This window comes from Streptomyces sp. CB03238, from assembly GCF_002099185.1.
Classification (GTDB): domain Bacteria; phylum Actinomycetota; class Actinomycetes; order Streptomycetales; family Streptomycetaceae; genus Streptomyces.
In genome coordinates, this window is the sequence record NZ_NBCN01000025.1 from 104,958 (window position 1) to 121,676 (window position 16,719).

The following is a 16,719-nucleotide window of genomic DNA, read 5'->3' on the forward strand; positions in this document are numbered from 1 at the left end:
ATAATCGCGGGATGCGTCCCGCCACCCTCCTCCCCTCCCTGACCGGGCTCCGCTTCTGGGCGGCCCTGCTGGTGGTGCTGTACCACCTGTCCCGGCAGGTGGGGGAGATCCCCGGAGTCAGCGAGCTCGTCTGGTACGGCCGCAGCGGGGTGACGTTCTTCTTCGTCCTGTCCGGGTTCGTCCTGGCCTGGACGTACGACGGGAAACGCGTACCCGCGCCGGTCTTCCTGTGGCGGCGCTTCGCCCGCATCTGGCCGCTCCTGGCCGCCAGCACCGTCCTGTCCGTGGGCGCGTGGCTCGCCCTGGGCGAGGAGGTGTCGGTGAAGGCCGTCGCCGCGTCCCTGCTCCTGGTCCACGCCTGGGTACCCGACCCGGTCGTCCTGCGGGGCGGCAACCCGGCGGCCTGGTCGCTCAGCGACGAGGCGTGGTTCTACCTGATCTTCCCGCTCCTGATGGCTCTCCCGGCCGTACGCTCGGCGCGCGGCCGGCGGTGGATCGCGGTCGCGGTCTGCGCGGGCGTGGTGCTGCTGTGGCTCAGCGGTTCGCTGTACGCCGACAGCGGCACGCGCGCGTGGGCGCTGGACTACCTGCCGCTGACCCGGACACTCCAGTTCCTGCTCGGTGTGGTGACCGGCCTGGCGGTGGCACGCGGCCGGCGCCCGCCGATCGGGCTGTGGCCGGCGGTGTGGCTGGTCATCGGCTGGCACCTGGCGCTGGTGCCCTGGTCGTGGGCGGTACCGGACGCGTTCTGGTACAGCCCGTACCAGGCCTCCCAGTTGCTCGCCACGCCGCTGTTCGCCCTGCTGGTGGCCGCCGCCGCGCGGGCCGACCTGGACGGCCGGGCGACCGGCCTCGGCGGTCCGTGGTCGATACGGCTCGGCCACTGGTCGTACGCCTGGTACCTGGTCCACGAGATCGTGATCCGTGTCGCCGTGGGCCGCGTCGGCGACACGGCGACGACCTGGGCGCTGGTGCTCGCGCTGAGCCTGGCCCTGTCGGCGGCCGCGTACCACTGGGTGGAGCACCCGCTGGAGCGGTGGCTGCGCGCGGTGGGGCCGGGCGCGGGTCCATCCGCGCCCGGCCCGGCCCGGTGGCCCCGGGTCAGCGGCCGTCGGTGACGACCTGGTTGGCGGGGAGCCAGTGGCCCGCGAGCTCGCCTGCCGAGATACGGCACATCGCCCGGCCGTTGACGACCGCACGGCGGTCGAACTGGAACGTCTGCTCCGTATCGGACTTCAGCGACCTGGTGCTGCCCGTCGCGTTGTTGGTTCCGAAGTTGTACGCGGTGACGTCACGGCCCGCCGGGATCGTGAGGGTGCGCTGTATGCGGTAGGTGAACGGCTGGTGCTCGCCGCGCAGGAACACGTTCGGCCATGCCTCGCCGATCCACCAGCCCTTGTACGCGCCGGCGCTGATCCGGTACCAGATGCCGGCGCCGATGATGCGGCGCCGCTTGTCGACGGGCGCCTGGGTGGCCTTGGCGAAGGTGACCTTCTTGGTGCCGAGGATCTTGTCCTGCCCGGCGCCGGTCTTCTTGTTGTGGTAGTACTCGCCGGTGTCCTCTTTGGTGCCGTCCTTCTTGGTGATGATGCTGGTGTCCACCCGGTAGAGCGTGTACGCGCCCTTGCCGATGGCGATCACCGATCCCGTCTTCACGCCCGACGCCGGTGCGTCGTCGATCAGCATGTCCATCTGGTGCGCGAAGACGGAGCTGTTGGTGTGCCAGTGCAGTTGCATCCACAGCGCGACGTGGTGGTGGTGGTACGTGGGCGCCGGGATGCGGTGGGTCTGGCAGTAGTACGAGAACTTGCGCTCGTTGCGCAGCAGCGGGAAGTAGCGGGCGATGGTGGTGGCCGAGCCGTCGTACAGCTGGGCCGCCAGTTCGTTGCCGGTGAGCTGGTAGTAGTCCCACAGGCCGAACATGGCGAAGATCATGCCGTTGTACGTGTAGTCACCGGTGCCCGGCGTCTTGAACGGGTACTCCTGGATCCACAGGTAACCCGAGCGGTCCTTGTTCACCACCCACGGGTAGGCGTCGTCGGCCCGCAGCAGCGAGGCGAACGCGCCGTTGGCGGCCGTCGTGTAGAGCGTGCGCTCCTGTTCGGTGACACCGTCGAGCATCGCGAGCTGAGCGAAGAGGCTGATCGCCTCGCCCTGCGCCATACCGGAGTACCAGGGGGCCTTGTAGGCGACGCCGCTGTGCTCGGCGTGGGTGTAGTCCCACGGGTAGGGGAAGTACCAGGCGCCCCGGGTCTGCACGCGCTTGGTGATCAGGCGGTTGGCCTGGTCCTTGGCGCGCTTGAGGAAGAGGGCCTTGCGGGCGGGGTCCGTCTCGGTGCGGTAGCTGGTGATGCAGCCGAGGCCGAACTGGATCTGGCCCACCGGGTGGTCGTAGCCCACCGTGCCCGGCTTCGTGCTGCCGGGGGCGGGCTTGTAGTACATGTACACGCCCTGGGCATTCAGGTGGTACACCGAGGTCGTGGGCGGAGTCACGTTCGCCCATGTGGTGGGCCGGTTACGCCAGGGCCGCAGGGACTCGGGGAGGTCCTTCGCCATCGTGTAGCCGTTCCGCTTGAACTCGAACGGCAGGACGGTCGGTATGTCGTTCTCGACCGCGCGGGGGTCCGGCTTGCTGTCCGCGTACGGTATTCGGCGCGGCGTGCTGGGTATGGAGGCGGTGCCCTCGTCGAGCGGGTCCGGCAGCGGGGGCAGCGGTATCTCGTAGGCGCCGCCGGTCCCGCCGGGCAGGCTCAGTGCGAGCGAGCGGGGCATGTTGGCGAACGGGTCCGGCGTGGGGTTGTCGAAGACGCCCGTGGCCACCGCGGTGAACGTGCCGCCTCCGACGACGGCCGCACCGGCCGCGGCGCCGCCCGCCAAGCGTATGAACCGTCTACGGCCGACGGCGGCACGCCTCTTACCGGACATGACTGTGTACCCCCCAAGGGCATGAACAATGGTGAATGTGGATCGTATGTGAAAGGTGAGAGAATCCCATAGTCAGATCGGTGTCGCACAAACGCCCTGGCTGGATACCGACCTGACGAACCTTCTGGTGCTGCGTCGCTGTCATCGAGGTGCCGATTCAGGGCTGGGTGATGGCTTGTCCGTCGGCGGTGACGCTGGTGGCGGGGACCCAGTAACCCGTGAGGGCTCCTGCAGTGATCTGGTACATGGGCCGGCCGTTGACGATGGCACGGCGGTCAGTGGGGGCGTTGGAGGGGTTGGGGAAGGAAACGGTGCGGATGGAGGCGTCGGAGCCGTCTTCGGTGAAGCGGTAGACGTCGACTTCCTGGTTGCCGCCCGGGAAGGTGAGGGTGCGCTGGGGGCGGTAGGTGGTGGTCAGGTACTGACCGCGGAGGAAGGATGTGGGCCAGGTCTCTCCGACCCACCAGCCGGCGTAGGCGCCGGCGCTGATGCGGTAGTAGATGCCCCGGTCCTGGATTCGGCGCCGCATGTCCGCGGGGGCCTGGGTCGCCCGGGTGAAGGTCACCTTCTTGACCTCCAGTTGTGCGTCTTCCTTCGTCTTGTCCCAGCCACCGTCGGCCTTGGTGTCCAGCCGGTACAGGGTGTGTGTGCCGGCGGCGAAGGCGATGGCGGACCCGTCGCGCAGATAGGGCGAGGGGAAGTCGTCGGTGAGGACGTCGGTGTGGTGGGCGAAGTCCGGGCTTCCGGTCTGCCAGTGCAGCTGGCGGAGGAGGTTGATGTGGTGCTGGTGGTAGGTGGGGGCCGGGATGCGGTGGGTCTGGCAGTAGTAGGAGTGCCAGCGGATGTTCCGCAGCAGGGGGAAGTAGCGGGCGATGGTGGTCGCCGAGCCGTCGTACAGCGCGAGGGCGAGCTCACTGCCGGTGGCCGCGTAGTAGTCCCACAGCCCGAACATGGCGAAAATCATGCCGTTGTAGGTGTAGTCCCCGGTCCCGGGCTGTGCACCGGGATATTCCTGGATCCACAGGTAGCCGGCGGAGTCCTTGTGCACCACCCACGGGTAGGCGTCGTCACCGCGCAGCAGGGAGGCGAAGGCCGCGTCGGCCGCCTGCCGGTAGAGCACCCGCTCTTCGGCTGTGATGGCGTCGAGCTGCAAAAGCTGCATGAACAGGCTGATGGCCTCGCCCTGCGCCATGCCGGAGTACCAGGGCGCCTTGTAATCGATGCCGGAGTGGGTCTCGTGCGCGTAGTCGAACGGGTAGGGGAAGTACCAGGCTCCGCGAGCCTCGACCCGCCGGTCGATCAGCCGCTTCGCCTGCGCCTTGGCCCGGGCGAGGAACAGCGCCTTACGGGAGGCGTCGGCCTCGGTGCGGTAGCTGGTGATGCAGCCGAGCGCGAACTGGATCTGTGTGACCGGCTGGTCGTAGCCCGGCTGGCCGAACCCTTCCCGGACCTGGACGACACCCTCGGCGTCCAGGAACTGCTTCTCGGTGTTGGGAGTGATGTCCTCCCACCGCTTGGGCCGGTCCCGCCACGGCCGCATGGGCTCCGGGAGGTCCGTCACGATCCGGTACCCCGCCTGATTGAACACGAACGGCAAGGCGGTGGGGACATCCTCGCCCGCCGTGCGTGCCGCGGGCGCCCCCTGGGCGTAGGGGATACGGCGGCTCGGCCGCGAGATGCGCCCCCCACTGGTCTGGTCGGGCAGCGGCGGCAACGGCGCATCCCCACCCACCCCACGCGGCACGCTCAGCGCCAACGACCGGGGCATCCCCCGCAGCGGATCGGCACCGGGCACCGGCCTCGGCCCGGGAACCGGCGCGGCAAACGCCCCCGATGCGGGGCCCGCGAACGTTCCGCCGGCGGCAACGGCGACACCGGCTGCGGCTCCCTTGGCGGCCAGGCGTATGAGACCACGACGGTCGAGGCTGGAGCCGGTTTCGGACATGGCGGTGCTTCCCTCGTTTCTTGTGGTGCGGCGCGCGACGCAATCGAACCGGTGGCGCGTTGGAGACAATTGAGGCAGGGGTGACCACAGCCTGCGGGCACCCCTGCCTCGGATCGAGTCAGTTGTAGGAGCTGAAGAGCTTGGTGGTGCCGAAGGACCAGGCACCGGGGTTCGAGGTCCAGCCGACCAGGCCGCCGTTGAACATGGCGTCAGCCCTTGCAGTCCACGTGATCATCTGTACGGAGTTGTCCGCACGGTAATTCATGACGGCCAGGTCGTCACGGCCGTCACCGTTGTAGTCACCGGTCACCATCTTCAGGCGCGCCACGTCATAGTTCTTGGCGCCGTCGAGGGTCACCTTGGCCGACCCGAACTTGTTCTTCCCGTCCACCTTCTCGAACAGCATGGTCGAGGTGCGGTCGGCGCCGTCGTCGTAGCTGTACCAGACGAGGACGTCGTCGTGGCCGTCACCGTCGAAGTCGCCCGCCTGCGGCGTGGCGTTCTCCCAGTTCCACGCCGTGCTCTCCCACCAGGGAAGACCCGGGGCGGCGAATCCGCCGTTGGGCAGCGTGCCGAACACGTAGGTCTTCACGCCCTGTGTGCCCTGCTTGTAGAACACGCTCATCTCCTCACGGCCGTCCCCGTTGAAGTCACCGGTGACGAACTTGGTGCTGGAGCGCACCCAGGAGCCAGCGGGTGCGACCCATGATTCGAAGGGCGTGTTGAAGGAACCGCTCGGCTTGGATGTGAACGTGAACAGCTTGGTCTCGCCCGTCTTGGCGTTGGCGGACCACACCGCCATGTCGTCCCGGCCGTCGCCGTTGAAGTCACCGGCCTGCGGCGTCATGTACGAGATGTGGTACTCGCCGCCCGGAAGGGCCGCCCACGCCTGTACCGGCTCGGCGAACGCGCCATCGGCCTGGCCCAGGGCCACGAACGCCGTGACACTGGCGTCGCTGTTGCCGCGCACAGTGACCATGTCACCCCGGCCGTCCCCGTTGAAGTCACCGGTGATGAACTTCATCGCCGACTCGTTCCACTTGTCCGTCGACGAGGTGTAGGACTTCAGCGGAGCGCCCAGGACACCGGCCTCGGTGGTGCCTTCCTTCGGCTTCGCCAGGAACGTGTACGTCGCATCCGACACCGCGTTCGGGAACGCGTACCAGGCACCGACGTCACTGCGCCCGTCCCCGTTGTAGTCGTGCCGGATCGTGGTCCCGCTGGACCATATCGACTGCTTCTGGGCGTTGTAGACCACCAGGTTGCCCCGGTCGGTCAGCACGGCCGAGCCGCCCACGGCGGCCGTCTTGGACTCCCACAGGGTGGTGGTGTCGGCTGTGTTACGGACGACGAGGTTGCCATCGGAGCCAAATACGGCGGTGGCACCAGGGTTACCGCTGGTGCCCGTGGACCAAAGGGGCTGGCCGGCGTTGGACGTAATGACGAGATCGCCATCGGCCTGCATGGTCAGCGTCGCCGAAGCCGAGACGAGCATCCCGCCCGGCTTGAGCCGCTGCCCCGGGACAAGCTGCGAGCCGAGAGTCAGGTCGTCCACGCGGGTGGCTGCGGCAACGTTCAGCGTCTGCGCTTCCTCCAGACAGCCACCATGGGACGTCTTACTGATGAGCCCGACCAGCTGCACCGTGCCACCGGACTCGCTCAGTACCGGCGCACCGGCATCTCCCCGGCACACGGCGTCGCCCATGGACTTGGCGGTCAGAGCGATGTCGGCGGCACTGACCGTGCCAGCTGTGAAGCTGGCGGCGTGGAGCTTGTTGGGGACCCACTCGGTGCTGGTCCGGCCGTAACCGGCGGCCTTGAGCGAGTCACCAGCAGCCGCGGGGGCCGTGGCCACGGCGACCGGTGTGATGCCGGTGGCGGGCGCTGCGAGACGGGCCATCACCAGATCACGCTGCTCATGCGGCACGATCTGCATGACCTCGCTGACGTGGCCGCCAGTGGTAGCCGACAGGTCGGTACGACCAATCGTCGCGGTGGTCTTCAGCGCGGGCCTGCCCGCTACGGGGGCGGTGGCGCCATCGGCGAAGCAGCTGGCGGCAGTGACGACCCAGTCAGCGTCGATCAGCGCGCCGGAACAGGCACGTGCGGTCTCCCCGCTGCCGATATCCAGCTTCGCGGTGAACGCGTAGGACCCTGCAGCGGCGGTAGCCCCGGAGGCGGCATGCACCGGGGTCACAGTGAAAGTAGCTGCGGCTATGGACGTCAGACCGACTGACATCGCCGCAGCGCGGGAGCGTAGAAACGGCATGGAGATCCCCCCAGGTATGAATGGGCAGCCCACGGCAACCGCTGTATCGGGCGGTGTCGTCGCGGGGTGCGGGCCTGCTCGCGCTTGGTCAGTGTGAAAGCGTTGGCTGCGCGAGACGAAACCCGCTGTGAGCGAGAGCGTCAGATGGTCGGTCAGCCGGTGACACGCAGCTCGACGAGGACGGAGCGTTCGCCGGACTGGCCGGCTTCACCGAAGGGGATGTATTCGTTGGCAGGGGCCTTGACAACGGTCGCCTGGCCGTTGGCGGTGATGGTCGCCTGCACCGGGTAGGCCTCGGTGAAGATACCGAAGGCGTCGGGCAGCTCAAGCGTCAGGTAGCCGCTCTTGGCATTGACGTCGAAGCAGTAGTCTCTCTGCCCAGCGCGTGACTTGACCATGATGTCCGTCACACCCTCACAGGACACCAGAGTGATGTGTCCGTCGCCCTTCTTCAGCAGGATCTGGTGGTCCTGCTGGATGCGGGCCGCGCCAGGGTAAGCGAAGTCCTCCACCGCCGAGGTCAGGGGCGCCTCGTCCGCGCTGGGCGCGGCAGGCGGGGCTGCACTGGCTACGCCGAACGTGGTGAGGGCAGCCGCTGCGGTTGCGACGGCGAGCCCGGTCAGTAGTGCCGTACGGGCACGGGATATGGCCACAGGATCCTTCCAACGGGCTGATTCGGACATGAGGTGACGCCACCTCAGCCCCGGAAGTAAAGCATATGTAAGGATCACGTGTAGGGGTCGTTCCTACCGGCCTCTTGACCATCACGCCACGCACACCCATGCCTTCACCGGCTAGCGATACGTCCGGCGGCGGTCGGAAGGTGTCTGTAAACGGGGAACCACTCGCATGAAATTGCTAACTCTGTCTGCGGCTGGACGCCGTAGACCCGGCATGCGCGGATCTCGATTCTCGATACGGAGCCGCGTATGCACAGGGCTGGCGCTGCCGCTTGCGCTGACGGCAGGCCTGTTGAGTGCTGGGTCAGCCAATGCCGATGAGCCGAAACCCCTGCTTGCCCCTTGGAATCGACAAGACGTTGTCAAGTACTGGGACGATGGCGGGACGGGCGTCAAGGAGGCGGCGGAAAAGGCATTGCTGGGCTCCGATCAGGAGATCCTGGACTTCCTTGGTCGCGCCGATGAGCTTCAGTACGTCGATGACTCGGTTCAGGTCAGTCGTCTCATTGGGGTGGGGGGGCCGGCGGTCCGTGCTGCTGCTAAGGAGGCGTTGAAGGGGACACCCGAGCAGCTGGATTCCTTCCTTGTCTCGGGCTGGCAGGGGCCGCTTGCGGAGGATCGTCAGGTTGAGGCCTCTCGGATCATTGGTCTGGGTGGCCCGGGGGTGCAGGAGGCTGGCAAGGCTGCGCTGAAGGGGACGCCGGAGGATGTTGCAGAGTTCCTGAACAAGGGGCAGTACGAGGCGCGTGAGTCGGACAATGCGGTCGCTGTCTCGAAGCTGATCTACTCGGGTGGCCCGAACATGAAGGCCGCGGGCAAGGTGGCTTTGCGCGGGACGCCTGAGGATGTTGCCGAGTTCCTTGAGGTCGGGCAGTTCGTCGCCAGAAACCGTGATCAGGAACATGCGACGATCGCGCAGCTGGCTGAGCAGGCGAAGCTGGCGGGGAAGCAGGCCGAGGACGCGACGAAGTCGGCGGAGGAAGCTTCCGCGCGTGCGATCGCCGCGTCGGAGCTGGCGAAGGAAGCGGCGGCCAAGGCCGCGCGGGAAACGCAGGCGGCCAAGGATGATGCCAAGACGGCGTCGGTGAAGGCCAAGCAGGCCGCTGACGCGGCCAGGGCCGCGGCCTCGGCGGCGCAGCAGGCGATCGGTTCGGCGAATGCGGCCAGCCGGGCCGCGCGTGTGGCCGCGCTTGCCGCTGCGCAGACGGCCAGTGCGGCGGCGGCTGCGGCCAATGCGGCGAATGCGGCCTATAACGCGGCGATCGCGGCGGGCAAGGACGCGAGCAAGTCGGCCGAGGCCAAGACGGCAGCCGCCACTGCGCTGATGGCTGCGACGATGGCTGAGGGGTCGAAGGCTGCTGCCGATCAGGCGGGCAGGGCCTCGAAGGCTGCCGGAGACGCGGCGCGTGCCGCAACGAGTGCGGGAGCGAACGCGAATGCTGCCGCCGCCTCCGCTGAGGCGGCGGGCGGTTACGCTGACGCAGCCGGAGCGCATTCGGCCGACGCGAAGGCGGCTGCTGCGGAAGCCCGCCGGCATGCCACTGCGGCCAATAACGCCGCTGCCAGGGCCACCGCGCTTGCCGACCGCTCCGCCACGGCCGCTTTCGAGGCCCGCGATGCGGCCGGTTCCGCAGCACAACACGCCCGCAACGCGGCAGCGGCCGCCGAAGAAGCAGTCAAGCACGCCGGTGAGGCGGCGAATGCGGCTGCTCAGGCCAACTTGCACGCCGAGGCGGCGAAGAAGGCAGCGGATGCTGCCAGCGCCGCGGTCGTGACCGCGAAGAAGGTCTTCTCCATCGCGCGTGAGACCGAGGCCGCTGACCTGGCCACCCGGACCGAAGCCGCCATGGAGCGGGCCAAGACCAGCAAGGCAGTCACCAACACCATCATTTCCGATTCTGCCTCGCAGCGGGTTGAGTCCCTCTCTCTCGACGCTACTGCGGCAGCCTTGGCCGCCGAGGCGGCCAAGCCCGATGCGGATGTGCCGCCGCTGGCCGTAAAGGGTCGGCAGTTGGCCATGCAGGCGCTGAAGATGCGCGGTCCCATCAGCCAGGAGGCGGCAGCATTCGCCCTGGCGGGCACTGATCAGGAAGTCCTTGAGTACCTGCGCACCGGCTGGAAGGAGGCTGAGCAGCGTGAGATGCGTGAGCGGGTCTTCCAGCTCAGCAGCCAAAGCCCTTACCCCTCGGTGAGGGAGGCCGCCACCGCTGCTCTTGCCGGTACGCCGCAGCAAATCGCCGACTTCTACACCACCGGGCAGTACACCGCCGGCGCTACGGACATGGCTGTCGCTGTCTCGAAGATCAACAACAGTGGGGGTCCCGGTGTCAAGGAGGCGGCTCGCGCCGCTCTGGCAGATGGCAGCGGCAAGGCCCTAGCGGTCTTCCTGGCGGGTACGCAGTATTCCGCACGTCTTTCCGACGAGGAGGTGATCGCCTCCCAGCTCGTCAACGACCCCAACTCGGGGCCTGAGGTGAAGGCATCAGCGAAGATCGCTCTGGCCGGCCCGGCGGACCTTCTCCACGAGTTTGTGGCGGTCGGCCGCTTCACTGCCGACCGCAAGGACAAACTTGCTGAGCATCACATCGCCCAGGTCCAGCGGCTGATCGACGAAGCATCGCTTGTCGCTGCCGAGGCTCAGAAGAATCGTTGGCTCGCCGCCGAAGCGGCCGCCAAAGCCAACCAGGCATCCGCAGAAGCGGAAAAGGCCAAGGCCGAAGCGCTGAAGTCCGCAGGCGAAGCCCAGGACCACGCGAACGCGGCCGACAAGTCCGCCGACGCGGCAGAGGCCAGCGCGGCCGCGGCCAAGAAGTCCGCCGCGACCGCCCGCAATGCCGCCGCTGCAGCCGACCGTGACGCGGACGCCGCCGAGGCGTCTGCCGCCGACGCTGAATTCTCCGCCCAGTACGCCCGCCAATCCGCCGCCGAAGCCAGCTTTGCGGCGGCGGACGCCCGCGCCTCGGCCATCGCAGCAGGGAAGAACGCAACTGACGCCGGGAAGATGGCGTCGCAGGCCTGGCTTGAAGTCAAGGAAGAACGCGAGGCCGAAGCAGCCGAAGCCCGCCGTCTGGCGGCAGAAGAGGCCAAGAGAAAGCGCGACGCAGAGGCGGCCAACAAGGAGAAGAAGCAGTGCGTCGACCTCGTCCCGCGCACGTACAGATACGTCGACTGCGACGTACTCGAAGAGCGTCGGCCGAAGTCGAATCCGATCTTCGACGCTGTTTGGTGGTGGTTCGAGGGCGATGAGATCGCCAAATGCATCGACGATCCCGTACGCGCGGAATGCGCCGTCTTGGCCGCGACTTCCATCCCCGTCGCCAAGGTGATCAAAAAGTTCGCAAACGCGGTTGAGGAAGTCGCGGATGCGGCAAAGAAGGACAAGCCGAACGCGAAGCCCAACTGTCCTAAGCACAGCTTCCCGGCTGGAACACGCGTAGTCATGGGCGACCGCTCGACGCGACCCATCGAGCAGATCCGAGTCGGCGACACCGTACTGGCGACAGACCCGGAGTCGGACGTCACCGAACCCCGCCGTGTCGAAGCGACAATCTACACACCCGACGACCGCAACTTCACTGACATCACCCTCGCCGCCCAGCACGGCGGCGGCACCGTCACAACCACCGACCACCACCCCTTCTGGTCCGAAACCAAGAAGCGATGGGTAGATGCAGCCGACCTCACCGCCAACGACGCGCTGCGGCAGCCGAACGGCGAGGCGACCGGAATCGCCAAAATCGAGCGCTGGAAGTCCCTGCAGCCGGCGTACAACCTCACCGTCAACGACCTCCACACCTACTACGTGCTGGCGGGTAACACGCCAGCCTTGGTCCACAATTCTCGTCCGTGTGGGGAACATGATGTCCGGGGCCTTCCAAGGCCGGCTAAGGAGATCACCGATGGTCCAGGCGACTGCAAGGCCTGCGCGGAAAAGATTCGGGAGAGTCTGGGTGGGGGCCTGCTCGTCAGGTTCGATCCGCCGAGATTCTTCGGCCCGTACCGGGGGCAGGATACGATGCACTGGACTCACCACTGGGTGGTGGTTCGTGATGGTCGCGTTTACGATGCATTCACTCCCAGGAGAGGCGAGACGATTCCGGAATATAAGGCGCAGTGGGAATATGGCGATGTCATCAACTTCGGGTTCTGAGCTGTATGTATGACAGGGAACTGATCCAGCAGATCCACCTACGGCCTGCGCTGTTCGGATTGAATGGTTCGTACGGTCAGAGCGTGGCCTTCCTCCTTGGCTTGGACTTGGGGTGTGCTGGAGGTCTGCTGCGAGGATTTGATGAGTGGCTCATCGTGCGCCGAGGGTGCGACACCAGTTTGAGATGGACGGGTGTCGTCCTTGACGAAGCCTTTCCGGGTGCGCGCATCAGACGTATAGAACACCTCAGTGAGGAGCAGGGAAGGCGTGCAAATGACCTGCTGTTCTCACTGCTCCTCGAATTCTTGGAAGTTCGAGAGAGCCGAGTAGAGCTTGCTCGCATGTATGCTGCATACGGGCAGCTCTGTGCGACGGGACATGCTGCCTCGGACCCGGGCCAATAGAGGCTGTCTGGTTGAATCGCGGTCCGCTTAAATGGGGCGGTTCGGCCGATTTGCTCGGTGAATAAGGAAATGGCGATGCCTGATCGGAAACGTACGTTTTTCTGCCGCGCATCGTACGGATAGTGAGTGGTCCCGCCGGGCTGACCCCCGGCGGGGCCACTCAAGCGGTATGGCGGAGTTGGTCGGCCCGCAGGCGGTCTGCCGGGTAGCCTCACGCGGATGATCAGTCCCGCGGGCCGTAAACTCGGCAACGCCCGCACGCACCGATCCGGAGGTCTCACCCGCAGCCTGGTCGGATGTGCTCGTGTGTTGCACGTTGTATGCACGCACGGGAGTGGCCGTCAGTGGATCAGCGCGTCGCTCAGCCCGGGGCGGGTCCTGGAGATTGGGCGGTGGGCTGCGGTGGGGTGGCAGTGGCGGGCGGCCGCGTACAGTGCGGCGGCCGCACGGGCCGAGGGGCGGGGTGCGGCCGGGTCGGTAAGGGGTGGGACGTGCCCGACGGGTGGGCGGCCCAGAGCAGCAGGCACCGCTCCACGTGGACGGGCAGCAGTAGGAGATCGTCCGGCTCGTCCTGCTTACGCTTCGTCGACGGCAACGAAGGCTTCCCAGGCGGTGGGGGAGACGGTGAGGACGGGGCCGGTGGGGTTCTTGGAGTCCCGGATGTGGACGGCCGAGGGGTGCGCGGCTACCTCGACGCAGGCGCCGCCCTCATCACCGCTGTAGCTGGACTTGCGCCAGTCGTAGGCGATTTCGACGCAGTTGCCGCCTTCGCTGCCGCTGTAGCTGGACTTGAACCACGTGAGCGCTGCGGGTGTCATGCCTCTCCTGCCAGATCGTCCAGCAGGCCCATGCTCTCCTCGGGCGTCAGGGCCTGTGATCTGAGCATCCCATATTTCTGCTGGAGGACACTGACCTCGTCGGGGTCGTCGATGAGGAAGCTGACCCGCTGGCCTTCGATATAGGCCAGGTGCTCGTGGTCGGGTGTTTCCAGCAGGACCATCGGCCCGTTGAGGCCCGCGTGCTTCTCCCGCTTCGTCGGCATGATCTGGAGTCCCACGTGGGGGTGTTCGGCGCAGCGGCGCAGGTGGCGGAGCTGGTCGCGGAGGACGGTGGGGCCACCGATGGGCCGGTGCAGGACGGACTCCTCGATGAGGAAGCTCATCACCGGGGGCCCCGGCTTGCGGTCGAAGAGTTTGTGGCGGTCGAGGCGGGCGGAGAGCCGCTCCTCCGCTTCGTCCGGGCTGATCGGTGGCACCAGGCAGGAGAAGACGGCCGCCGCGTACTCCTGGGTCTGGAGGAGGCCGGGGACGACCTGGTTCTCGTACCAGAGCAGCGTCACCGCTTCCTGCTCGTGGTCGATGAAGTCCTGTGCGAACGCGGGATATCGCTCCCGCTCCGGCACCCGCGCCACCCCCGCCGCCAGGACGCCCCGCGTTTCCAGCACCTGGTCCATTTCCAGCGCCAGGCTGTACTTGAGGGGTCTGCGGCCCTGTTCGATGGAGGCGAGGGTCTCCTGATGGATGTTCAGCTTCTCGGCGAGCTTGGGCTGGGTGAGCCCTGCCGCCCGGCGCAGCTGGCCGACTTGGGCACCGATGAGGTGCCAGGACGTGTTCTTGTGGGGCCTGCTCGAAGCGTGCATGCTCGCCCTCTTCCCACCCGGCGAAGTACCTGATCCAGCTCAAGCCGTACAAACCGTCTGTACGGCTTGCTCAGCTGTCACAGTCTAGTCACTCACGGTGACATTGGGTGCATGAATGAGGAACTTCAACTGCCGTACCTGTGCGAGGCGTTCTACCGGCGTGAGCGCCGGTCCGTCCCGGCTGCCAGGCGGTTCGCGGCGGCGGCGCTCGCGGAGTGGCGGTGGGGCGTGGGGGACCGGGCCGGGGACGTACTGCTCTGTGTGAGCGAGCTGGCCACGAACGCGCTCGTGCACGGCGTCCCGCCGGGGCGGGGTTTCCGGCTGCGCCTGCACCGGGAGCGGGGCGGCCGGCTGCTGCGCGTGGAGCTGCACGACAGCGGGGGAGGGGCGGTGCGGGCGCAGGTGCCGGGCGGGGACGCCGAGTCGGGGCGCGGGCTGCTCCTGGTGGCGGCGCTGTCCGACACCTGGGGCGTGGGTGAGCGGAGCCCTGGCAAGATCGTGTGGTGCGAGTTCGTACAGTGACGGTATGTCACCACGTACCTTCGACGATCTTGTGGCCGAGGCCGGCGCGGTCGACGTCTCCGGCTGGGACTTCTCCTGGCTGGAGGGCCGGGCGACCGAGGAGCGGCCCTCGTGGGGCTACCAGCGCCTGATGGGCGAGCGGCTGGCCGCCGCGTCCGCCGGCCTGGACATCCAGACGGGTGGCGGGGAGGTCCTGGCGGGCGCCCCCACGTACCCGCCGACGATGGCCGCCACGGAGTCCTGGCCGCCGAACGTCGCCAAGGCGACCGAGCTGCTGCACCCGCGCGGGGTCGTCGTGGTCGCGGACCCGGACGAGCCGCCGCTGCCGTTCGCGGACGGGGCGTTCGACCTGGTCACGAGCCGCCATCCGGCGACGGTGTGGTGGACCGAGATCGCCCGGGTGCTCCGGCCGGGCGGAACGTACTTCGCCCAGCACGTGGGGCCGGAGACGGTCTTCGAGCTGATCGAGTTCTTTCTCGGGCCGCTCTCCGATGAGCTGCGCCGCAAGCGGCACCCGGACGAGGAGACGGCGGAGGCGAGGGCGGCCGGGCTGGAGATCGTCGACGTACGGATGGAGCGGCTCCGGATGGAGTTCTTCGACGTCGGCGCGGTCGTCTACTTCCTGCGGAAGGTGATCTGGACGGTGCCGGGCTTCACGGTGGACGCGTACCGGGAACGACTGAGGGACCTGCACGGCCTCATGGAGGCCGAAGGTCCCTTTGTCGCTCACTCGTGCCGGACGCTCATCGAGGCCCGTAAGCCGCTCACTGAGCGTTCTTGATCGCGGAGATCTCGAACGTCAGCTTGATCTTGTCGCTGACCAGGACGCCGCCGGTCTCCAGTGCGGCGTTCCAGGTCAGGCCCCACTCGGAGCGGAGCAGCTCGGCCTTGCCCTCGAAGCCGACGCGCTCGTTGCCGAAGGGGTCCTTGGCGGCGCCGTTGAACTCCAGGTCGATGGTGATCGGCTTGGTGACGCCCTTGATGGTCAGGTCACCGGTGATGCGGTAGTCCGTGCCGCCGAGCGCCTCGGCGCTCGTGGAGCGGAAGGTCATCAGCGGGAACTGCTCGGCGTCGAAGAAGTCGGCACTGCGGAGGTGCCCGTCGCGGTCGGTGCTGCCGGTGTCGATGGACGCGATCGTGACGTCGATGGACGCGCCGGACGCCGCCGGGTCCGAGCCGTCCAGCTCCAGGGTGCCCTCGTACTCGGTGGAGGCGCCCCGGACGTTGGTGACCATGGCGTGCCGGGCGGTGAAGCCGATGCCGCTGTGGGCCGGGTCGATCGTGTACGTCCCGGTCAGGGCGGCCAGCGCCGGGTCGACGGTGGCGGTGGGTGCGGTGGCGGTCGCGGTGCTGCGGCTGAAGAGACCCATGATGACGTACTCCCTCGGATGCTTTGTTGAACATTCAACGAGAACGACTGTAGACCCATTCCCTTCAACTTTCAACCACTTCTTGTGTCGCCGATCGGGGCGGGCGTCTACGCTGTCGTGGGCGCGTCTCCAGCTCACCTGCGAAACAAGCGGGGGTATGAGCAAGTGCGACGGCAAGGAATCCGCCACCAAGCCGAAGGGTGGCAGCTCAGCCGACCCGGACGTCGGCGGCGCCGCCTCGAGGGGCCGGTCTACAGCGGTCCCGCGATACTCCGTTCCGCCGCCAAGCCGGCGGTGAGCCTGCCGCCCGCCGGTGCCCCCGACCTCGACGAAACCGTGCTGTTCGCCAAAAACGCCCAGGCTGCCTACGCCCACCGCGGGCCGTACGAGGACGATCCGGCCGACGGCGCGCGACCGGCATCATGCTCCTGCGACTCGCGTGGTGGGTCTGAAGATCCTGCTCGTCAGGACCCCGCCCTTGGCGCCAGAAGACGACCTCTTGGTGGGGCGGCGAGGCCCGTCCCCGCAAGCTCTCGCCCGAGTTTGGCGCGGTTCCACCGTGTGCTCCAGGCGCAGGCTCATCTCGCCGCCTGCAAGGGCCCCGCAAGTCGCTGCCTGGCGAGGCCCTCTAGGTGTGCTGTCCGGAGACGTTGGTGACACGCGTGCTGGGTTCTTGAACGGGTGAGGGCCTCCGGGTTCGGTGTGGATTGCGACATCTGCACCGATCCGAGGAGGCCCTCGTGCCCCACCGTAATGCCCCGCTGACCGAGACCGGGCGTCTTCGGCTGGCCCGCTGTGTCGTCGAGGACGGCTGG

The 16,719-nt window shown here is 67.6% G+C and carries 11 protein-coding genes; 4 read left to right on the forward strand and 7 right to left on the reverse strand.

What is annotated here, in order from left to right; translation table 11 throughout:
• The first annotated feature begins 11 nt into the window (after positions 1-11).
• Positions 12-1,118: an acyltransferase gene (locus BKD26_RS32710; RefSeq protein ID WP_084905775.1), complete on the forward strand. Its 1,107-nt coding sequence runs from the start codon at positions 12-14 to the stop codon at positions 1,116-1,118.
• Here the strand turns inward: BKD26_RS32710 and BKD26_RS32715 are convergent.
• The 4 genes from BKD26_RS32715 to BKD26_RS32730 all read right to left on the reverse strand — a co-directional run bounded on the left by BKD26_RS32715 (position 1,102) and on the right by BKD26_RS32730 (position 7,822).
• Positions 1,102-2,877: a D-glucuronyl C5-epimerase family protein gene (locus BKD26_RS32715; protein WP_241518958.1), complete on the reverse strand. Its 1,776-nt coding sequence runs from the start codon at positions 2,875-2,877 to the stop codon at positions 1,102-1,104. The two genes, BKD26_RS32710 and BKD26_RS32715, sit on opposite strands and share 17 nt — an antisense overlap.
• A gap of 205 nt (positions 2,878-3,082) precedes the next feature.
• A complete protein-coding gene (locus BKD26_RS32720; RefSeq protein ID WP_241518959.1) occupies positions 3,083-4,486 on the reverse strand; it encodes a D-glucuronyl C5-epimerase family protein in 1,404 nt (467 codons plus the stop codon).
• A 502-nt stretch (positions 4,487-4,988) separates the two neighbouring features.
• On the reverse strand, positions 4,989-7,058 hold the full coding sequence (locus BKD26_RS32725; protein WP_241518960.1) for an FG-GAP-like repeat-containing protein: 2,070 nt from the start codon (positions 7,056-7,058) through the stop codon (positions 4,989-4,991).
• 233 nt (positions 7,059-7,291) lie between these two features.
• Positions 7,292-7,822, reverse strand: coding sequence for a hypothetical protein (locus BKD26_RS32730; RefSeq protein WP_241518961.1), 531 nt, complete (start codon positions 7,820-7,822; stop codon positions 7,292-7,294).
• Positions 7,823-8,033: 211 nt separating this feature from the next.
• Between BKD26_RS32730 and BKD26_RS32735 the strand changes: the two genes are divergently transcribed.
• Positions 8,034-11,969, forward strand: coding sequence for a polymorphic toxin-type HINT domain-containing protein (locus BKD26_RS32735; protein WP_084905785.1), 3,936 nt, complete (start codon positions 8,034-8,036; stop codon positions 11,967-11,969).
• A gap of 979 nt (positions 11,970-12,948) precedes the next feature.
• On the opposite strand, the gene BKD26_RS32740 is transcribed toward BKD26_RS32735, so the two are convergent.
• Together BKD26_RS32740 and BKD26_RS32745 are read right to left on the reverse strand one after the other, a co-directional pair.
• Complete coding sequence (locus BKD26_RS32740) at positions 12,949-13,191, reverse strand: DUF397 domain-containing protein (protein ID WP_084905787.1); 243 nt, start codon at positions 13,189-13,191, stop codon at positions 12,949-12,951.
• Entirely contained in the window at positions 13,188-14,012 is an 825-nt protein-coding gene (locus BKD26_RS32745; protein ID WP_084905789.1) for a helix-turn-helix transcriptional regulator, read from the reverse strand. The genes BKD26_RS32740 and BKD26_RS32745 overlap by 4 nt, the downstream gene beginning before the upstream one ends.
• 111 nt (positions 14,013-14,123) lie before the next feature.
• On the opposite strand from BKD26_RS32745, the gene BKD26_RS32750 reads away from it, so the two are divergent.
• Both BKD26_RS32750 and BKD26_RS32755 read left to right on the forward strand, forming a co-directional pair.
• Positions 14,124-14,534 carry an ATP-binding protein gene (locus BKD26_RS32750; protein WP_084905791.1) on the forward strand — a complete coding sequence of 137 codons (411 nt, stop codon included), beginning with the start codon at positions 14,124-14,126 and terminating at the stop codon, positions 14,532-14,534.
• A 4-nt stretch (positions 14,535-14,538) separates the two neighbouring features.
• The gene (locus BKD26_RS32755) at positions 14,539-15,315 is read left to right on the forward strand and encodes a class I SAM-dependent methyltransferase (protein WP_084905793.1); all 777 of its coding nucleotides are present in this window, start codon (positions 14,539-14,541) and stop codon (positions 15,313-15,315) included.
• On the opposite strand, the gene BKD26_RS32760 is transcribed toward BKD26_RS32755, so the two are convergent.
• Positions 15,299-15,904 carry a YceI family protein gene (locus BKD26_RS32760; RefSeq protein WP_084905794.1) on the reverse strand — a complete coding sequence of 202 codons (606 nt, stop codon included), beginning with the start codon at positions 15,902-15,904 and terminating at the stop codon, positions 15,299-15,301. The two genes, BKD26_RS32755 and BKD26_RS32760, sit on opposite strands and share 17 nt — an antisense overlap.
• Positions 15,905-16,719: the final 815 nt, after the last annotated feature.

Coding starts and splice junctions, on each gene's coding strand:
- BKD26_RS32710 (WP_084905775.1), top strand. CDS start 12: ATGCGTCCCGCCACCCTCCTCCCCTCCCTGACCGGGCTCCGCTTCTGG.
- BKD26_RS32730 (WP_241518961.1), bottom strand. CDS start 7,822: ATGTCCGAATCAGCCCGTTGGAAGGATCCTGTGGCCATATCCCGTGCC.
- BKD26_RS32735 (WP_084905785.1), top strand. CDS start 8,034: ATGCGCGGATCTCGATTCTCGATACGGAGCCGCGTATGCACAGGGCTG.
- BKD26_RS32740 (WP_084905787.1), bottom strand. CDS start 13,191: ATGACACCCGCAGCGCTCACGTGGTTCAAGTCCAGCTACAGCGGCAGC.
- BKD26_RS32745 (WP_084905789.1), bottom strand. CDS start 14,012: ATGCACGCTTCGAGCAGGCCCCACAAGAACACGTCCTGGCACCTCATC.
- BKD26_RS32750 (WP_084905791.1), top strand. CDS start 14,124: ATGAATGAGGAACTTCAACTGCCGTACCTGTGCGAGGCGTTCTACCGG.
- BKD26_RS32755 (WP_084905793.1), top strand. CDS start 14,539: ATGTCACCACGTACCTTCGACGATCTTGTGGCCGAGGCCGGCGCGGTC.
- BKD26_RS32760 (WP_084905794.1), bottom strand. CDS start 15,904: ATGGGTCTCTTCAGCCGCAGCACCGCGACCGCCACCGCACCCACCGCC.